Raw genomic sequence first — 18,646 nt, 5'->3', positions numbered from 1 at the left:
GATAATTCCAAAGTTTCTGCCAGTTACGGGCGCCACCACGCCGCGCGCCGTGCAGCCATAGCAGTTTTTCTGGAGACAAGTGTATGAGTTTTCGGCCCGCTGGTTCCCGGCCCGCTGTTCTTGGTTATGCCGTAGCCCTCGTCTTCGCGCTTGCTGCCGGTGTCGTTTCGGCGCAGGAAGCCAAGCCCGCCGCCACGGCCACCGCTGCACAGCCGGCTGCTGCCAGCAGCGCCGAGAAAGCCGCAGCCCCTGCGGCCGAGGCGTCCGCCGGCGTCAAGCTGGGTGATGCCACCGCCGGTGCCGGCAAGGCTGCCGCCTGTGGCGCCTGCCATGGCATGGACGGCAACTCCAGCGATGCGCAGTACCCGAAGCTGGCCGGCCAGAGCGAGCAGTACATCGCCCACCAGCTCGCCAACTTCAAGAGCGGCAAGCGCCAGAACCCGATCATGATGGGCATGGCCACCCCGCTGTCCGAGCAGGACATGCGTGACATCGGCGCCTACTTCGCCACCAAGACCGCCCTGCCGGGCGTGGCCGACGCCGCGCTGGTCGCGCAGGGCCAGAAGCTCTATCGCGAAGGCGACAGCAGCCGCGGCATCCCGGCCTGCATGGCCTGTCACAGCGTTGATGGCCGCGGCAACCCGGGCGCCATGTATCCGCAGTTGACCAGCCAGCATGCCCAGTACATCGAGGCCACGCTGAAGGCCATGCACGACGGCAGCAGCTGGGGCGACGATGCTCATGCCAAGATCATGCCGGGCATCGCGCAGAAGCTCGAACCCAAGGACATCGCCGCACTGGCCAGTTATATCGAAGGCCTGCACGCCACTGAAGGCACCAGCAGCAAGCCGGCCACGCCCTGATCAAACAACGCCGGCCCCGAGCCGGCGTTATCGTTTTTACGTCACATTGTTTTCCGAGGTAACCATGCTGAAGCGTCTGCCCCTCCTGTGCGTCTCCTTGCTCGCGCTCGCCGCCTGCAGCAACAACAGCGATAACAGCGGCGCCGCTCAGTCGCCCGCGCCGGCACCGGCCGCCAGCGCACCCGCGCAACCGGCTGCCGCCCCGGCGACGCCAGCCACCGCGCCCGCGCCAGCCGCCGCAGCTACCGCTGCAGCAGCACCGGCCAGCGACGGCGCCAGGCCGGAAGCTGCCGCACCCGCCGAAACCCCGAGCGCCGCCGCCAAGGCCGAGCCGTTCGTGGATGACGGCAAGTGGGTCGAGGGCAAGAACTATTTCCGCATCGAACCGGCGCAATCCAAGATCACCAACACCGACAAGGTCGAAGTGGTCGAGGTGTTCTCGTACGGCTGCCCGGCCTGCAACCAGTTCCATCCCACGGTGAATCAGCTGGCCTCCAGCCTGCCGGCCAATGCCGTGATGGCCTACCTGCCCGCCTCGTTCATTCCGCAGGAAAACTGGCCGATGCTGCAGCGCGCGTTCCTGACCGCACAGGCACTCGGCGTGGCCGACAAGGCCAACGATGCAATGTACGACGCGGTGTGGAAGACAAGTGAGCTCAGCGCGATGAAGCCCGGCGGCCAGGGCCTGAAGCCCATGTCGGCGCTGCCCACGCTCGAGGATGCCGCCAAGGTCTACGCCAAGTTCGGCGCGGACCCGAAAGAGTTCGTCGCCGTCGCCAACTCATTCACCATCAACACCAAGGCCAAGCGCGCCGATGAACTGGTGAAGGCCTATGGTGTCGAAGGCACGCCGACCATGGTGGTGGATGGCAAGTACCGGTACGACGTCACCAGCGCGGGTGGCTATCCGCAGATCATCGAGCTGACCAAGTGGCTGGTCGCCAAGGAAGCCGCTGGCAAGTAAGGCACACGATGATGGCCACCCTGTCCCGTTTTTCCGGAGAGATATCCATGTTCAAGCGTTTCGCCCGCCTGCGCATCGTCGCCCTGTTCGGCGGCCTGTTGCTGGCCAGCGCCTGCACGGCGTCCAACTCCGAGGCGCCGGTGCCCTACACCGAAGGCACCGAGTACGTGACCCTGCCCACCCCCGCGCAGCGCTACAGCAGCGACGGCAAGGTGGAAGTGGTCGAGATCTTCTCCTACGGCTGCATCCATTGCGCGCATTTCGCGCCGATCGCCGAACAGATGCGCAAGCAGCTGCCGGCCGGCGTGGTGTTCAAGCTGCTGCCGGCTGCGTTCAACGATCAGTGGGTGCCGTTCGCGCGCGCCTTCTACGCGGCACAGAAGCTCGGCGTGCTCGACCAGACCCATCTGGCGCTGTTCCAGGCCAAGTTCAGCGACCACTATCCGATCTCGACCCTGGATGAGCTAGCCGACTTCTACGCCACCAAGGGCGTGGACCGCGCCAAGTTCCTCAGTATCGCCAGCTCCGATGAAGTCACCGCGCAGATCAAGCGCGACATGGCCTTCGTGCAGAAATGGCAGATCGACGGCACGCCGACCATCGTGGTCGACGGCAAGTACCGCAGCAACAGCGTGAAGACGCTGGACCAGCTGGCCGCGCTCACCCAGTGGCTGGCCAAGCGCGAACTCACCGGCAAGTAAGCCGCACCACGCGGGGCTGTCGCTTGACGGCCCCGCATTCACGTCCGGGTGGGCATGCTTAGTCAGTGTTGCCTAGCGGCATACCGATGCCCCGCCCCACTCCGTGCACCGTGATCCGATGACCCGCGCCGCCCCCGCCCAAGCTGCCGCCACCGAACGCCGCCTGCGGCTGCTGAGTTGCAACATTCTCGCCGGCGCGAGCGTGCAGCGTTACAGCGAATACGTCACGCGCAGCATCAACGCGGTGTTGCCGGGGCGCAGCAAGCTGGACAACCTCGACCGCCTCGCCGAAGTGCTGCCGCAATTCGATGTGATCGGCTTGCAGGAAGCCGACGCCGGCAGCCTGCGCTCCGGCTTCCTCAACCAGACGCGCTACCTGGCCGAAACCGCTGGCATGCCGTTCTGGAGCCACCAGCCGAATCGCCCGATGGCCCGCCTGGCGCATTCCGCCAACGGCCTGATCAGCCGCCTGGAACCCAGTATCGTGCTGGACTATCCGCTGCCCAGCCGCATTCCCGGCCGCGGTGCGCTGCTGGCACGCTTCGGCGAAGGCAACGATGCGCTGGCCGTGATGATCGCCCATCTCTCGCTCAGTGCGCCGGCGCGTGCGCGCCAGCTCGCGTTTATCGCCGAAGTGCTGCAGGAATATCCGCACGCGATCCTGATGGGCGACCTCAACACTGACGCGAACAGCGCCGAGATGCGTCACCTGTTCGCCAAGTGCAGCCTGACTGCGCCGGCGCAACCCACGCCGACCTTCCCCAGCTGGAAGCCGCGTCGCGCGCTGGACCATATCCTCACATCCGAGGCGATCCATCTGGAGAAGCTGTGGGCGCTGCCCCAGGCATTCTCGGATCACCTGCCGCTGGCCGCCGAAATCCGCCTACCCACCCACGTCGCGCCACGCGCCCACAAACTTCGCCGATGAAACCTTCGCTGCTCCGCCTGTCCCTGCCCTGGTTGCTGCTCGCCGCTGTCGGCCTGCTCGCGGTCGTCCTGCGCTACGGCGTGATCGAGCCGAGCGATATGACACATCTGTGCGACGGCGCAGCCACCCATCCGGCCTGGTGCCAATGGCGACAAGCCGCGGTCATGGGCTTTCTCAGCTATGGCTATGGCTGGGCTGCGCTGGCCGCCGCCTTGCTGGCGCTGGCCTGGAAGCATCCGTTTACCGCATGGCTGGCCGCGGCGGCCGGCCTGTTCGCGCTGCAGATGTATTGCTATGAAGGCGGCGCCTTCGCCGTGCTGGTGGGCTGCCTGCGTTTACTGCGGTTGCAGGCGGGCGCGTCGCCAGGCGACGAAGACGGGCAAGGCGATAGCGAAGTTCAGACCCAGCCATAACCAGGTCACCGTATTCAGCCCGAGCTCCTGCACCACGACCACTGCGGCCAGCGCAGGCAGCCAGAACGCCAGAAAGCGCTCTTCCACCGCCAGACCTTCTGTTTCGCGACAGCCGTCCAGCCAGCCGACCAGCGCAAAGCCGATACACGGCAACGCGAACAGGCCCAGCGGAAAATCGCGATAGCGGCCATCGAACACCAGCAGCAAGCCTTCCAGTGCCAATACAAATAGCCATCCAAACCGCAGCCAGCCACCTGGCGCAGGACGGCGCGGCGCACCCGCAAGCCAACCAGCGATCCACCGCGCGAGCATGATGGCCGTGCCAAGCGCCACCACGCAGGCACCGATCGACAGCGCCCATTCCAGAGCATTGCGACAGGCATAGAGCATCTGCCGGTACTGCCAGGCCAGCGCGGTGCCGCTGGCGAAGCCCGCAAACTTCAGCGCCGCCCAGCCGCGCAGACCGCGCCAGTCGCGCCGCCACAGCCCGGCCACCACGAACACCCACATGCCCGCGACGCCAGCCACCCAGCCCAGCCACCAGCGCGGCTCTTCCGTCACCGGTCCCTGCATCGCAAATTTCGGCCTGGCGTTGACGTCGAAGATGCCCCAATAGCCGCCCACCGTGCCTTCCTGCGCGCGCTTCCACGGCTGGTCGAAGGCCTCGATCACGTTGTATGGCATCGACACGCTGCCGGCGTATTGCAGGAAATCGCGCAGATAGCGCGCTTCGTTCACCACGCTGGCGCTCGCCGCGCGGCGCGGACGGCCAGCACTGGGCCAGCCGGTTTCACCGATCATCACTTCGCGACCGGGGAACGCCTGCTTCACCCGCTGATAGACCTCGGCCACGTGGCGCACCGCATGCTCGGGCGGCACCGGCTCATCCTCCCAATACGGCAGGACATGGATAGTGAGGTAGTCCACCGCGTTCGCCATCTCGGGATAACGCAGCCAGAATTCCCATACATCGGCATAGCTCACCGGCACCGACTTCGGCAGTGCTTCGCGCACTTGTCGCACATACGCCGTCAGCGCCTTCGACGACAGTTCGCCGCGCAACAACACCTCGTTGCCGACGATGACTCCGCGCAGAACTTCCGGATGCGCCTTGGCCGAGGCGATGCCCAGCTCGACCTGCTTGGCATTCGCCACCGGATCGCGACCCAGCCAGATACCCATGATCACTTTCATGCCGTAGCGACCGGCAATTTCCGGCACCGCGCTCAGGCCCTGCCCTTGCGAATACGTGCGCACGCAATCAAAGCGCTCCGACAAGGCGCGCAGGTCCGCATCGATGCGCTCAGGGCTCACGAAGGCCTTCAAGTCGTACGGCGTCTCGCCCGGTTCGCGGAACGGCGCATACGACACGCAGGCGATGCGCGCCGAAGGCGCCTCAGGCATCTGCACCGGCCGGCCGATCAGCCACCACCACAACGCGCCCGCCACGGTGGCAGACACCAGCACCAGCCACACGCAGAAGCGCACGCGGGATGACGACGAGGGCGATGACGACATGCGCTACCTGTAGGGTTTGCGCCGGCCGCGGCGCCTCGAAAGCCCGGAAGTCTAGCAGGGCAAGGCTTTTTGCCGGCGTCACGCTTGGGATGTTCTGATCTATTCCGCGTGGGCGGCATGATCTCCAGAAGGCACATGGCGGCCGCCGCGTGGTGCAGCGCCTGACTGGCCGTCAGGTCAAGCCGCGCGGCGGCCGCCATGTGCCTTCTGGAGATCACCCATCATTTGAAAACAAGAAGTTGGGCCGTTGTTGTTTGCGCGCAGATGGCCGTTGCGTTGTCTCAACAGACGTCCAGCCTGCCTTCGCCAACGCAACGGCCATCTGCGCGCAAACAACAGAGGTGACGCCCGCGCGGAATAGATCAGAGCATCCCTTGGTGTTTTAACGCCACGCTCAGCGGCCCTTTGCCACTCTGGCGGGCGCGTTCGACGTCGCGGCCCGGAGCTGGCCGGCGATCTACACTGCGCCTCGATCGGTTCAAGGAGTTGTCATGCCCCATCCCGCAGCGCCGCGGCGCCTTTCCCGCCCATGGCTCGCACTCGCCTCGATCGGCCTGATGGCCGTCAGCGCCCTCGCGGCGGCCGAACCCGGCGCCGCTCAGCGTGTCGCCTTCAAGCAGGCCTATGCTGCCGCCCAGCAAGGTGGTGACGGCTGGCGCAATCTGGCCAAGGGGCTGGCCGACTATCCGCTGTATCCCTATCTGGAAGCAGCCGCGCTGACCCACGATCTGCGCCAGCTCGATCGCGCGCCGGTCGATGCTTATCTCAAGCGCTACCCGGATCTGATTCCCGCCAACGACCTTCGCCGCGACTATCTGCTGGAACTGGCGCGCCGCAAGGATTGGGGCAATTTCCTCTCGCTCTACCAGCCCGGCATGGGTGACGCTTTGAGTTGCGATGCGCTGCAGGCAAAGCTCGCCAATGGCGGCACTCTGGAATTCGATCGCGACCTGTCCGCGTTGTGGAACAAGCCGAATCTGCCCAGCGCATGCGACCCGGTGCTCAATGCGGCACGCGATCAGGGCCTGTTGACCGGCCCGCGCCTATGGGCGCGTATCGATCGTGCCGCCGATGCGGGTCAGGGCGGCACGATCGCCGCACTGGCCGAATGGCTGCCAGCTGAGGACATGCAGGTCGGACAGCGCCTGGCGATGGCTTTACGCGATCCGGGCAGCACCGTGGTGGCAGCCGGCAACTGGCTGGACACGCCGCGTTACCGGCAGGCCGCCATGCTTGCACTGGAGCGTTTGGCACGCCGCCAGTCCGCCGTAGCCGATACGGCATGGCAGAAATTGCAAAGCCGTTTCAGCTTCACGCCTGAGCAGCGCGGACGCGTGCTGAACGCGCTGGCGGTTTTCCATGCAACCGACTTCGATGAAAGTGCCCTACAACGGCTTATCTCCTTGCCGGCCACTGCGCAAACCGATGCCAGCCGCGAGTGGCGCGTGCGCGTCGCGCTGTCCCAGCAGGACTGGAAGGCGGTGCTCGCCGCGATCGACGCCATGCCTGCAACACAGCAACAGGATGGCGAATGGCGCTGGTTCCGCGCGCGCGCGCTGACTGCATTGGATCGCGATGACGAGGCACGCAAGGTCCTCGCCCCCCTGGCGCTGGAGCCCACCTATTTCGGCTTTCTCGCCGCCGACCATCTCGACACGCCTTATGGCATCTGCCCGCTGACTCTGCCGACCGATGCGCAAAGAGAACAGGCGCTACTGGCCAATCGCGGCCTGCAACGCGCGTTCGAACTCTATGCCGTGGATCTGCCGAAGCTGGCGCGCCGGGAATGGTCGCAGGCGCTGGATGGCGCCGATCCAACCACCCTCAAGCTGGCGGTCGATCTCGCCTATCGCCGCGGCTGGTACGACCGCGCGGTGTTCACCCTCAACAGCGGCGACGCACTGCGCTACTACGAGCAACGCTTCCCGCTGGCCAGCCAAGATGGCGTGGTGCCACAGGCGCGCGAATCCGGCATCGATCCGTCCTGGGCCTACGCAATCCTGCGCGCGGAAAGCGCGTGGATGTCTGATGCCCGCTCCGGCGCCGATGCGCGCGGCCTGATGCAGCTGCTGCCCAGCACCGCCGTCCTGGTCGCCAAGCGCAACGGGCTGGACTGGAGCGGCGGCGACTCGCTCTACGACCCCGTGGTCAACATCAAACTCGGCACCCGCTACCTGGGCCAGATGGCGGAGCGCTTCAACGGCGCGCCATGGCTGGCCAGCGCCGCCTACAACGCCGGTCCCGGTCGTGTCGATCAATGGCTGGCCGCGCGCGGCTCGCTACCGCCGGATCTGTTCGTGGCCAGCATGCCGTTCAAGGAAACGCGCGAATACGTGGCGCGCGTGATGGCCTTCGCGGTGATCTACGACTGGCGCCTCAACGGCAAGGCCACCACGTTGGCCGAACGCATGCCGGCGATCGGTCAGGCGTATAGACTTCCGGATGGCCAGACGCCACGGCGCGTGGCCGCCTGTCCAGTAGCCCCCGCGCCCGCCGCGCCGGCCGATACCAGCTCCGTTGCCACACCGGTGGCGGCCAGCCCCGGTGCAGCCACGGATGCAGCGCGTTAAGCACGGAGGTGCATCGCTATGAAACCCAAGCAACTTGTCATTCTCGGCGGCACCGGCTTTCTCGGCAGCTATCTGGTGCCGCGACTGGCCGCTGATGGCCACCGCATCGTGCTGCTCTCGCGCAACCGCGAGCGTCACCGTGAACTCTCCGTGCTTCCCGGCGTGGAAATACGCAGTACCGACGTCTACGACGGCAACGCTCTGCGGCGCCAGTTCGAAGGCGCGGACGCTGTCATCCACCTGATCGGCATCCTCAACCCGCAAGGCCGCCACACCTTCCAGGAAACACACGTGGATCTGCCGCGGCGCGTCACCGCCGCCTGCCAGGCCGCCAACGTTTCGCGCCTGCATCTGATGAGCTCGCTCAAAGCGGGCCAGGGCCTGTCGCGATACCTGAAGACGCGTGGTGAAGCCGAAACCGTGGTGCGCCAATCCGGCCTCGACTGGACCATCTACCAGTCCAGCGTGATGTTCGGCGTTGGCGATGGCCTGGTCAGCCGCTTCGCCAAACTGCTGCGCAGCATGCCCGTGCTGCCGCTCGCACGCGCCCCCTCGCGACTCGCCCCCACCTACGCTGGCGACGTCGCCGAAGCCATCGCCCGCTGTGTCGCCGACGATGCTTTGAGCATCGACCGCACTTTCGAGCTCTATGGCCCCGAAGTCCTGACCCTGGGCGAGATCGTGCACAAGATCCGCGACAGCGCCAGCCTGCGCACCCCCATCCTGCCCCTGCCCGACAGCTTGGGCCGACTGCAGGCCGCCTTCGCCGAACTCCTCCCCGGCAAACCCTTCTCCCGCGACAACTTCCTCTCCCTGCGCACCGACTCCGTCGGCAAACAGGACGGCTATGCCGCCCTGGGCATTCAGCCGCAGGCACTCACGCCATGGCTGCCGGTATTGCTGCAAGGCTCGATCCGGCAGCGTCGTTTAGACCACTCCCGCGTCACCTACCGCGCGCGCTAAACGCGCGCCGCTTTTTGTCTTTAGTCCTTGATCGCCGTCTCTCCTGGACGGCGATCAAGACTGGACGATCGTCATTCCGACGTCTGACACTGGAAAAGGCGTAGCTACAGAGCCCACCGCCTGCTCTGAGGCCATTTCTCTTTGGTTACTTTCTCTTTGGGCCAGCAAAGAGAAAGTAACTCGGGCGCCGGCAGGCGTCCGAAATGCCCGCTGCATAAGCGGCCAGGGCGCGCAGACGCGACAACCGAAGCACACCACTACTGGATGACCAGCTTCGCTGTTGTGAAGCGCCTCCGGCCTTCGCCGGAATGACGAAGTAGAAACGATGTCGCAAGAACCGACCTCTCGCCCTTTAGGGGAGAAAACAGAGCAACGTGGCAGAATCCCCCCATGCGTACCTACCTAGTCGGCGGCGCAGTCCGCGACAAACTGCTCCGCCGCCCCGTCGTCGACCACGACCACGTCGTTGTCGGCGCCACGCCCGACGACCTGCTCGCGCTCGGCTACAAACCCGTAGGCAAAGACTTCCCCGTTTTCCTGCACCCGCAGACCAACGAGGAATACGCACTCGCCCGCACCGAGCGCAAAACCGGCCGCGGCTACCACGGCTTCGCCTTTCAGGCCGATCCCTCAGTGACGCTGGAGCAGGATCTGGCCCGGCGCGACCTCACCATCAACGCCATTGCCGAAGATGAGCACGGCGCATTGGTGGACCCTTTCCATGGCGTGCGCGATATCGAGCAATGCGTGCTGCGGCACGTCTCGTCGGCCTTTGTCGAAGATCCGGTGCGATTGCTTCGCGTGGCGCGTTTCGCCGCCCGCTTCGCGCCGCTCGGCTTCCGCGTGGCCGAAGAAACCATGGCATTGATGCAACAGATGGTGCGCGACGGCGAAGTGGATCACCTGGTGCCGGAGCGCGTATGGCAGGAAACCCGCAAGGCACTCGCCGAACCGCGCCCCTCCGCTTTCCTGCAAGTACTGCGCGAAAGCGGCGCATTGGCTGTGCTGTTTCCTGAAATCGACGCCCTGTATGGCGTGCCGCAGCGCGCGGAATTCCATCCCGAAATCGACACCGGCATCCATCTGGAGATGGTGCTGGACATGGCTGCGCGTATCGCTCCGGGCAACGACCTGGTTGGCTTCTGCGCACTCACCCACGACCTCGGCAAGGCGCTGACGCCGACCAATGTCCTGCCGCGGCATATCGGCCACGAACAGGCCGGTGTGTCACCGCTGCGCCGACTGTCAGCGCGTCTTCGCGTACCGACCGACTACGCGGCGCTGGCCGAACAGGTGTGCCGCGAACACCTCAACGCACATCGCGCCTTGGAACTGAAGCCGGCAACCGTGTTGCGCCTGCTGAGCGCGCTGGATGCGCTGCGCCGCCCCGAACGACTGGATGTATTCCTGGCCGCCTGCGAGGCGGACAAACGCGGCCGCCTGGATCATGAGAACGACAGCTATCCCCAGGCCGATTACCTGCGCGCGGCGCGCGCGGCGGCAGCCGGGATCGGCGCCACCGCCTTCGTAGCCCAGGGGCTACAAGGGCCGGAAGTGGGCGCAGCGCTGGAAAAAGCCCGTATAACGGCCATCGCCGAGGTCAAATCCAGCGTTCGCTAAGCCAATCCGTTATATAAAACGGGGCTGCCTGTCACTTTTCGGTAAAGTCGGGCGTTCTGATGACCTTGCGCCCGGAGCCACCCTTGCCCGCCACCTATCTCTCTGCCTCACCGCTGCGCCAGCGTTTTCGCCCTTTGTGGTGGCTCGGCATCACCTATGTGCTGCTTGGCGCCATCACTCGCCTAGTCCTCCTGGGCATGGCCGGCAGCGGTGTGCCGCATAACCCGCTGTATTGGGCGTATGCCTTCGGCGTAGGCCTGGGTTACGACCTGGTCACCTTTATCTACGTGGCCTGGCCGCTGGTGCTGTTCCTGTGGCTGATGCCGCAGCGCGCCTATCTGTCGCGCGTCGGCCAGTGGGTGTTGTATGTGCTCGGCGCGGTGCTGTTGTACTGGCTGATGTTCGTGGCCGTCTCCGAACTGGTGTTCTGGAACGAATTCGGCACGCGCTTCAACTTCATCGCGGTGGACTATCTCGTCTACACCACGGAAGTGATCGGCAATATCCGTGAATCCTACCCGCTGGGTACATGGCTGAGCCTGCTCGCCCTCGCCGTGCTGGTGGTGCTGGTGCTCAGCCGCAAGGGGCTGCGCACGCGCGACGGCGGCACGCGTTTCCTTCAGCGTGGCAAGGTCGTGCTGACCTGGCTGGCGCTGACTGTGCTGATCTCCTTTGCGTTCAAGGGCACGCTGAAGGACCGCACCGACAACGTCTTCGTCAACGAACTCTCTGGCAACGGCATCTACGAATTCTTCGCCGCCTTCCGCAGCAGCCATCTCGACTACTCGCGCTTCTACACCACGCTGCCGGAAGACCAGGCATTCCGTGACGTGCGCGCCCTGATCAAGACCCCCGAGGCCACCTTCATCAGCGACGATCCGCGCGACCTTACCCGCGAGATCCGCCATACCGGGCCCGAGAAGCACCTCAACGTGGTGCTGATCAGCGTGGAAAGCCTCTCCGCCGATTTCATGAAGACCTTCGGCGACAAGCGCGACATCACGCCCAATCTCGACGCTCTGGTCGACCAGAGCCTGTTCTTCGACAACCTCTACGCCAACGGCACCCGCACGGTTCGCGGCCTGGAAGCGTTGTCGCTGTCGATCCCGCCGACGCCGGGCGATTCGCTGGTGAAAGCGCACAACAACGAGAACTTGTTCTCCGTCGCCACGGTGTTCAATGACCGCGGCTACCAGTCCGACTTTGTCTACGGTGGCTACGGCTACTTCGACAACATGAACTACTACTTCAGCCACAACGGCTATCGCGCGGTGGACCGCAACGATATCTCCAAGAGCGACCCCATCCATCACGAGAACGTGTGGGGCGTGGCCGACGAGGATCTGTATACCCTCGCGCTACGCCAGATGGACAGCAGTCATGCGGAAGGCAAGCCGTTCTTCCTGCATGTAATGACCACCTCCAACCACCGCCCCTTCACCGTGCCGGCCGATCGCGTACCGCAGAAGAACGGCACGCGCGAAGCCGCCGTGGCCTATACCGACTGGTCCATCGCCGACTTCATCAAGCGTGCGCGCAGCAAGCCGTACTTCGACGACACCATCTTCGTCATTACCGCCGACCACTGCTCGTCCAGCGCGGGTCGCACCAGCGTGCCGATCAACCGCTACCACATTCCGCTGTGGATCTACGCGCCGAAGCACATCCAGCCGCAGCGCGTACATCGCCTGATGAGCCAGATCGACATCGTGCCCACCCTGCTCGGCCTGCTGAACTTCAGCTACCGCAGCCGCTTCTTCGGCTACGACCTGTTCCAGCTCGAACCCGGCCGCGAGCGCGCTTTCCCCGCCACCTACGAAAAACTCGGCTACCTGCACGGCGACATCCTCACCGTGCTCGAACCGCAGCGTCGACTGGAACAGATGAAGCCCGATTTCGACACCGGCGACGGCACGCCGGTGCATCCGGTCCAGCAGTCGCTGGTGGATCAGGCCACGGCGTACTACCAGGTGGCGGCGCATATGTATAAGAACCAGCAGTTGGGGCGGCGTAAGGAGGACAGCACGCCGGTGCAGCCCTCGCCAGGCGCCGCCGAGAGCGCCGCTGACGCCATGCCCGCCTCTCACTAACATTTCCTGTGTCGCCTGCGCCTTCTGGAAAGGCGCAGGCGACACGCCCATCAAGAAAGGGATTTCATGTCCTGGTGGCAACGTCCTGGCACTCGCCTGTTCGGTGCGCTGTTACTGATCTGGCTGCTTCTGAATCTGCCTGTGCTGGTGGGCATCAAGGTCTTGCCATGGGATGCCAGCGACCAGTTCTATCCCACCGTTTATTTCAACGCGCACAGCCTGCGTCACGGTCTGGCGCCTTGGTGGAATCCACACATCTACGGCGGCTATCCGCAGATCGCCGATCCGCAAGGCATGCTTTTCTCGCCACTGCTGATGCTGTGGATGCTGCTGCCCTCCTCGCCAGGCGGCACCTGGTTTGCCTGGGGTGTATTGCTGCATGTGCTGATGGGTGGCGCCGCCATACTGGCCATATTGCGCCGGACCGGTGCCAACGCCTTCGGCAGCCTGATAGGCGCCACGGTCTTTATGGCCGGCGGCGTCGCCGCATCCCGCATTGAACACGTACCCATCGTCGTGGCTTATGGCTACGCACCTGTGGTGCTGCTTGCGCTGCGCCATTTCCTTGCGCGGCCGCAGTGGCAGCGCGGCCTGCTGTTCGGATGTGCTGCGGGAGCCATGCTGACTCAGCTGGTACAGCTAACCTATCTCCTTGTACTCATGCTCGCTGGGTATGGTGTGGTGGCAACCGTGGCGCACTGGCGCAGCTACACCTCACGCGATCGCTGGCAATGGTGCTTCGGCATGGGATTGGCGTTGCTGCTTGCGCTCGCCATGGGACTACCGCAACTCGTCCTTAGCCTCGCGTTCACTGCCCTCTCGAATCGTGCGGAACTGCCGCTGGCGGCCGCGGTTCCGGCCTCGCTGGACCTGCGCGCATTCTTGACGCTGCTCAGTCCCAACGCGCTGCACGCATTGCGTGGCACCTATACGGGACCGGCCTCTCTCGTTGAGGCTTATCTCTACATTGGCGTCCTGCCTCTGTTGCTGCTTGCGGGATCTGGACTGGCCTGGCGACAACCACAACAACGTCGGCAGATGCTGTTCTTCGGTGTCGTGGGATTGATCGCCACCTTGTATATGCTCGGAGTGAATACGCCTTTCTACGGGTGGCTGTATTCGTGGCTGCCAGGGATCAAGCAGTTCAGGCGTCCTGCGGATGGGGCCTACCTGCTTAATTTTGCTTTCGCGATCGTTGTCGGCTTATCCGCCTCACACTTCAGACTGGATTCGCGACGTCATCTCACGTGGCTGCTGGTAGTTGCCGCCGTGTGGTTACTGCTCACCAGCTTCGCCATGCGCGACACACATACGCGCTGGCAAACAGCCACACTGGCAGCTTCACTGCTTGCCGTGATCGCGTTGTGGCGGGTACGGCGCCCAGGCATCACGGACATCGGCCGAGCTGCATGGCTATTGGCACTGCTGGTGGTTGATTACCGTTGCTTCAATCTCAACGGCCTGTTCAATCAAGGCCCCGATGGCACCCGCGCATTGATGCGAGACGATGCCGCTGCATTCATTGCGAACGATGCACGTGCCGCCGGCAGACTACTGCCTCCCCGCGTCGAACCAGTGAACACCCAACCGTATTGGGACAACTCGGCGGCGTTTCGCGGCCTGCATTCCACCCAGGGTTACAATCCGTTGCGCTATGCGCTCTACGAGCAATGGTACGGCGCACGCGAGAGCAGCATTCAGTCCTGGCCCGTTACGCCCTACAACCCGGCGCCGGGCAGCGCGATGAGTGCATTGCTCGGTGCCGAATATCTAGTAAGGGACACCACGCTTAAGTCGCCCTCCTGGACACCTTCAACAGGTTATGAGCGTGTCTTCGCCGGACGCAACGGCGAAGTCTGGCGCAACAACCATGCCTATCCGCGCCTGCTGACACCCGTTGAAATGCGCACCTCCGATGCACCGCCATCGCCAGATGTGTTCGCCTCAACCGACTTCAATCAGACGTTCTGGCTGACTCCGCGCGACGCGCAGGATCGCGAGCTTGCGGAAGCTCGCGCCGCCGGCTGCAACCATCGCCTGCAGTTGCAGGACGCCACGACCACACCGACATCACTGACGGTTCGGACACGCTCTGACGAAGGTCCCGGCTGGCTGGTGGTCAGCGAACTGGATTTTCCAGGCTGGCGCGCACAGGTTGATGGCGAGCCGCTACCGATCCACCGTGCCAACGGCATGTTCCGGGCAGTCTGCGTTCCGGCCGGTCAGCATGCGCTGGAATTTCGCTTCCACCCCTGGACGATGGTGGCGGAGACCTGGCAACGCTACCAGCGAGATGCTGCTCGCCTATAGCCGCTCGCCCTGATCCGCCGCCAACAGATCAGCCGGCAGCGGCACCATATCCATGCCACGCGCAAAGACCATGGCCTGGAAACGTTCGCCCATCTGATCCGGCAAAGTGAGGCGCTTCACCTGCTGCGATAGCCGATAGCGCGTCGCCTCGTCGTCGGTTTCGGTGTAGGCACGCTCGAACACTTCTTGCAGGCCGGCAGCAATCAGGAAGTGCGCCTGCGGTAGATAGGCGGCGACGCCGAAGCCGGCTTGGTTACCGGCCTCGGCCAGTGCGGTGAAATCCACCGAGGCTGTGAGGTCGTTGAGGCCGGGCAGGTACAACGGATCGTTGTGTGCACGGTGACGGTAGTGCGCCATCAGCGTGCCGTCGGTGCGTCCGGGCTGATAGAACTCGCGGCGCACGTAGCCGTAGTCGATGAAAAGCATGATGCCCTTGGTCAGCGACGCGGCCACGGCCTGCATCCAGTAGGGCAATTGCGGCAAGATCTCGGAGCGATAGCCTTCGGCGAACTCGGCTTCCATATCGCGCTCGACGTGACGCACTGCGCCGGAGACCAGCGCGTCGGCGGGACGATCGATGCGCGTCAGGCGACCTTCGCCGTCCAGAGCCACATATTCCTCATAGACCTCGCCATGGCGCATGGCGAATCGTGTCGTCGGCAAGGCGTCGATCACTTCATTGGCGAACAGCACACCCTGCCAGTCTTCTTCCGACGGACGATCCAGCCACGCCACGCGCTCGAACAAGGCGGGAGGCAAAGCGGCGACCAGACGCTCGCGCTGGCGTTCGCGCAGATCCGCACTCGGCTCCAGGATCAGGTAGCGGCGTGGTGCGACGTTCTCCGCGTGCAGCGCCAACAGAACGGCTTCCGCAAACGCTCCGCTGCCGCCGCCCAGTTCCAGGAAATCGGCTGTCTCGCCAAGCATCTCGAAGACGGGTTGTACGACGCGCGCTATGCAGCGGGCGAACAATGGACCCAGCTCGGGCGCGGTCACGAAGTCGCCGGCCTCGCCGAACTTGGTCGCGCCCGCACTGTAGTAGCCCAGCCCCGGCATATAGAGGCAGCGCTCCATGTACTGCGAGAACGGCATCGGTCCGTGTGAGGCGATCTCCTCGCGCAGTCGCTGCAATAGGCGGTCGGAGTGCTCGCGCTCTTCGGCACCCGGGGTCGGCAGACGGGATGACATGCTTGGATTCATCCCGCCAAGGATAGCCGAAGCGGCCATAGGGCCGAATTGGGTTGCGCCGAGCAATCAGCCCCTCTCCCCTTTGAAGGGAAGAGGGGCCAGCCTGATCAGAAGTCTTTCTGCAGACTCAGATACAGCCCGCGGCGCGGCCCAAACTGCGGCGCGCCCACACCGATACCGGTGCCATCGCGCAACTCATAGGTGCGATCCAGCGCGTTGATCACCGCCAATTGCGTGTGCAGCGTGCCCACGCTGTCGAAGTTGAAGTCGTGCGACAGGCTCAGGTTGAGCTGGAAGTAGTCCGGCATCGAGTTGCCGTTCGGCACGGCGCCGTCGCGGCGCAGGCCGGTGCCGAAGATATAGTTCGCGCCGACCTTGGTGGCACTGTCGATGGCATAGCTGATGCCACCCGACGAGGTGTACTTCTGGTCGTGATCGAGGTGGATGTAGTTGTCGGCGACGTAGGCGAGATCATCGACCGCGAAGTTGTACTGGCTGGTGATGACCTTCTTGCCCATCGAGCGGTTGTAGGCAAAATTGAAGTAGGCGGAGATCGGGCCTTCATCGTAGTTCGCCGTGAACTCGACGCCGCCAATATGACCGCGGGCATAGTTGAAGGTGGAATACACCAGCGCGGCGCCGAACTGCCCTTCGTCCTGCAGGCGGGTCACTTTGCGGTAATAGGTATCGAGACCAAAGGTCAGCGCGGGGGTAACGTTTTGCGCGATGCCGGCATCGAAGTAGTCCGAGCGCTCCGACAGCGGTATGGCATTGCCCGGGTTGGACACAGCATTGGTGGTGCCGTCGAACTTGGCGATGTTGGAGGTGGTGACCATCTCCGTCGCAGGCGGCGTGAAGTAGCGCGAGTAACCGGCATGCACCGTCGTGCTGTCAGTGGCCTGATAGACCACACCCAGGCGCGGGCTCAGCTGGCTCTCGGTGCGCGCCAGCGTGTACTTGTCGCCGCGCACGCCGTAGTTCACCGTCCATTTCTCGCCGATGCTCCATTCGTCCTGCACATAGGCCGACCAGGTTTTCGCGGTCAGGCGGTTGTTGTCGATGATGTTGAGCGGCGTGGTACTGGCCTGATTGCCATTGGCGTCCACCGGAAAGACCCAGGCGTTGTTGCCGCTACTGGCGTGTTCGAAGCTGCCGTAGACGCCGTAGCGCAAGGTGTTGCTGTCACCGATCGGCGTGGCGAAATCCGCCTGCAGCGTGCTGGCTCGGTTGGTGCGAGTCACATTGGAAGCCACACCGTTGAACATCAGATCGCCGATCAGGTCCGGCTGGAAATTCACGCTGGTGTAGCGCTGACCCAGCGACACCTGGTAGTCAGTGCTGCCCAGCTTGCCCTGTAGCGCAAGCACACCGAAGCGGGTCTTTTCCCGCTGTTGTTCGTTGAGCTTGGCCGAATCGAAGTCGACCGTGTCGAGATAGCCGAACTTCGGTGTCTGGTTCGGGTTGTTCGGAACCTGGAAGCGGTTGTTGCTGGCACCGAACAGAAAGCTCAGCCGGGTCTCGTTGTCGATCAAGTACGAGATATCGCCAAAGGCCTTCACCTGATTGGTGTGATCGTGGATCGGCTTGCGGCTGGAGGTCGGGTTTTCGATACCGACATCGTTCTCCAGATAGTTGGCGGTGAAGAAGCCGCTCCATGCGCCGCTGCTGCCCCACACCGAAGCATTGGGGTTGAGCGTGCCGAACGAACCGCCGGTGATGCCAACGCTGCCACCATTGCCGAGGTCATGGCCACTCTTGGTGGTGATGTCCACCACCGCCGCCGTGCGCAGGCCGTACTGCGCCGGCAGGGCGCCGTCGAGCAGCTTGACGTTCTTGATGGTGCGCGCATCCAGCGTCTGGCCGAAGCCGGAGATCGACTCGGGAATGATCACGCCATTGATGCGGTATTGCAGGTTCGCGTGGTCACCGCGCACATGCAGTCCGCCGTAGGAATCCTGCACGACGCCTGGCGCTTGCAGGATTACCTGGTTCAACGGCGTCGATTCGCCCAGCGGCATGGCCTGGATCGCCTTCTGGTCGATCACGTACTGGCTGCTGCCGGTATCCGGCGACAGCGCATTGCGCGCCTGATCCAGCGCGGCCGTCACATCGATCGCTCCCAGTTGCTGGACCTTGTTCGCGGGCTTGTTGCGGGTAGCGCCACCGGCGGCATCAGCCGCCGTGTCGTCCTTGGCGGACGGGCTGGAGGTATCGACGGTTTGCGCGGTCGGTTCCGCCGCGTGCGCGGATACGGCAGCCAAGGCGGCGGCAAGGCTGAAAGCAAGCAAGGTGGGCTTCATCGGGGGCTCGGGCGGGAAAGGGGCTTTGTGTTTTTCGATACGTTATAACATTGCCATTGAACCAAGCCCAACGCCTGCCCCAGAAGTCACACCCTGCGTCGCACAATCTTGCGAAAACAATCGCCTGCGGATGTCCAAACGCCCAAACCTGAGCGGCGCTGGCCGATATTCGCCATGTTTTCATCAAAGCCACCTAGACTGCCTTGCGCACGATCGTC

At 64.2% G+C, this 18,646-nt stretch carries 13 protein-coding genes; 10 read left to right on the top strand and 3 right to left on the bottom strand.

The window, feature by feature from the left end:
- The first annotated feature begins 83 nt into the window (after positions 1-83).
- The 5 genes from ISS97_RS01450 (at position 84) to ISS97_RS01430 (ending at position 3,869) form a co-directional block, all read left to right on the top strand.
- Positions 84-863 (top strand): c-type cytochrome, encoded by a 780-nt coding sequence (locus ISS97_RS01450; protein WP_379987500.1) that lies wholly within the window; start codon positions 84-86, stop codon positions 861-863.
- A 64-nt stretch (positions 864-927) separates the two neighbouring features.
- Positions 928-1,827, top strand: a complete 900-nt coding sequence (locus ISS97_RS01445; RefSeq protein WP_379987499.1) for a thiol:disulfide interchange protein DsbA/DsbL — start codon at positions 928-930, stop codon at positions 1,825-1,827.
- A 47-nt stretch (positions 1,828-1,874) separates the two neighbouring features.
- A complete protein-coding gene (locus ISS97_RS01440) occupies positions 1,875-2,528 on the top strand; it encodes a thiol:disulfide interchange protein DsbA/DsbL (protein WP_379987498.1) in 654 nt (217 codons plus the stop codon).
- A 118-nt stretch (positions 2,529-2,646) separates the two neighbouring features.
- A complete protein-coding gene (locus ISS97_RS01435; RefSeq protein WP_379987497.1) occupies positions 2,647-3,456 on the top strand; it encodes an endonuclease/exonuclease/phosphatase family protein in 810 nt (269 codons plus the stop codon).
- Entirely contained in the window at positions 3,453-3,869 is a 417-nt protein-coding gene (locus ISS97_RS01430) for a hypothetical protein (protein ID WP_379987496.1), read from the top strand. The genes ISS97_RS01435 and ISS97_RS01430 overlap by 4 nt, the downstream gene beginning before the upstream one ends.
- Here ISS97_RS01430 and ISS97_RS01425 read toward each other — a convergent pair.
- Positions 3,792-5,387 (bottom strand): glycoside hydrolase family 17 protein, encoded by a 1,596-nt coding sequence (locus ISS97_RS01425; protein ID WP_379987495.1) that lies wholly within the window; start codon positions 5,385-5,387, stop codon positions 3,792-3,794. The genes ISS97_RS01430 and ISS97_RS01425 overlap by 78 nt on opposite strands.
- A 491-nt stretch (positions 5,388-5,878) precedes the next feature.
- On the opposite strand from ISS97_RS01425, the gene ISS97_RS01420 reads away from it, so the two are divergent.
- From ISS97_RS01420 to ISS97_RS01400, 5 genes are all read left to right on the top strand, one after another.
- Positions 5,879-7,957 carry a transglycosylase SLT domain-containing protein gene (locus ISS97_RS01420; protein WP_379987494.1) on the top strand — a complete coding sequence of 693 codons (2,079 nt, stop codon included), beginning with the start codon at positions 5,879-5,881 and terminating at the stop codon, positions 7,955-7,957.
- Positions 7,958-7,975: 18 nt separating this feature from the next.
- Entirely contained in the window at positions 7,976-8,920 is a 945-nt protein-coding gene (locus tag ISS97_RS01415) for a complex I NDUFA9 subunit family protein (RefSeq protein WP_379987493.1), read from the top strand.
- A 390-nt stretch (positions 8,921-9,310) separates the two neighbouring features.
- Positions 9,311-10,540 carry a multifunctional CCA addition/repair protein gene (locus ISS97_RS01410; protein WP_379987492.1) on the top strand — a complete coding sequence of 410 codons (1,230 nt, stop codon included), beginning with the start codon at positions 9,311-9,313 and terminating at the stop codon, positions 10,538-10,540.
- Between the two features lie 59 nt (positions 10,541-10,599).
- A complete protein-coding gene (locus ISS97_RS01405; protein ID WP_379987491.1) occupies positions 10,600-12,630 on the top strand; it encodes an LTA synthase family protein in 2,031 nt (676 codons plus the stop codon).
- A 66-nt stretch (positions 12,631-12,696) separates the two neighbouring features.
- Positions 12,697-14,940 carry a YfhO family protein gene (locus ISS97_RS01400; RefSeq protein WP_379987490.1) on the top strand — a complete coding sequence of 748 codons (2,244 nt, stop codon included), beginning with the start codon at positions 12,697-12,699 and terminating at the stop codon, positions 14,938-14,940.
- On the opposite strand, the gene ISS97_RS01395 is transcribed toward ISS97_RS01400, so the two are convergent.
- Positions 14,935-16,128, bottom strand: coding sequence for a class I SAM-dependent methyltransferase (locus tag ISS97_RS01395; protein WP_379987489.1), 1,194 nt, complete (start codon positions 16,126-16,128; stop codon positions 14,935-14,937). The genes ISS97_RS01400 and ISS97_RS01395 overlap by 6 nt on opposite strands.
- 107 nt (positions 16,129-16,235) lie before the next feature.
- The gene (locus ISS97_RS01390; RefSeq protein ID WP_379987488.1) at positions 16,236-18,428 is read right to left on the bottom strand and encodes a TonB-dependent receptor; all 2,193 of its coding nucleotides are present in this window, start codon (positions 18,426-18,428) and stop codon (positions 16,236-16,238) included.
- Positions 18,429-18,646 lie beyond the last annotated feature (218 nt).

Origin of the sequence: Dyella koreensis (genome assembly GCF_044904565.1) — a bacterium.
Lineage (GTDB): Bacteria > Pseudomonadota > Gammaproteobacteria > Xanthomonadales > Rhodanobacteraceae > Dyella_D > Dyella_D koreensis.
Note: the sequence above shows the minus strand (reverse complement) of the source record. Positions and strands in the feature narration are given on the sequence as shown.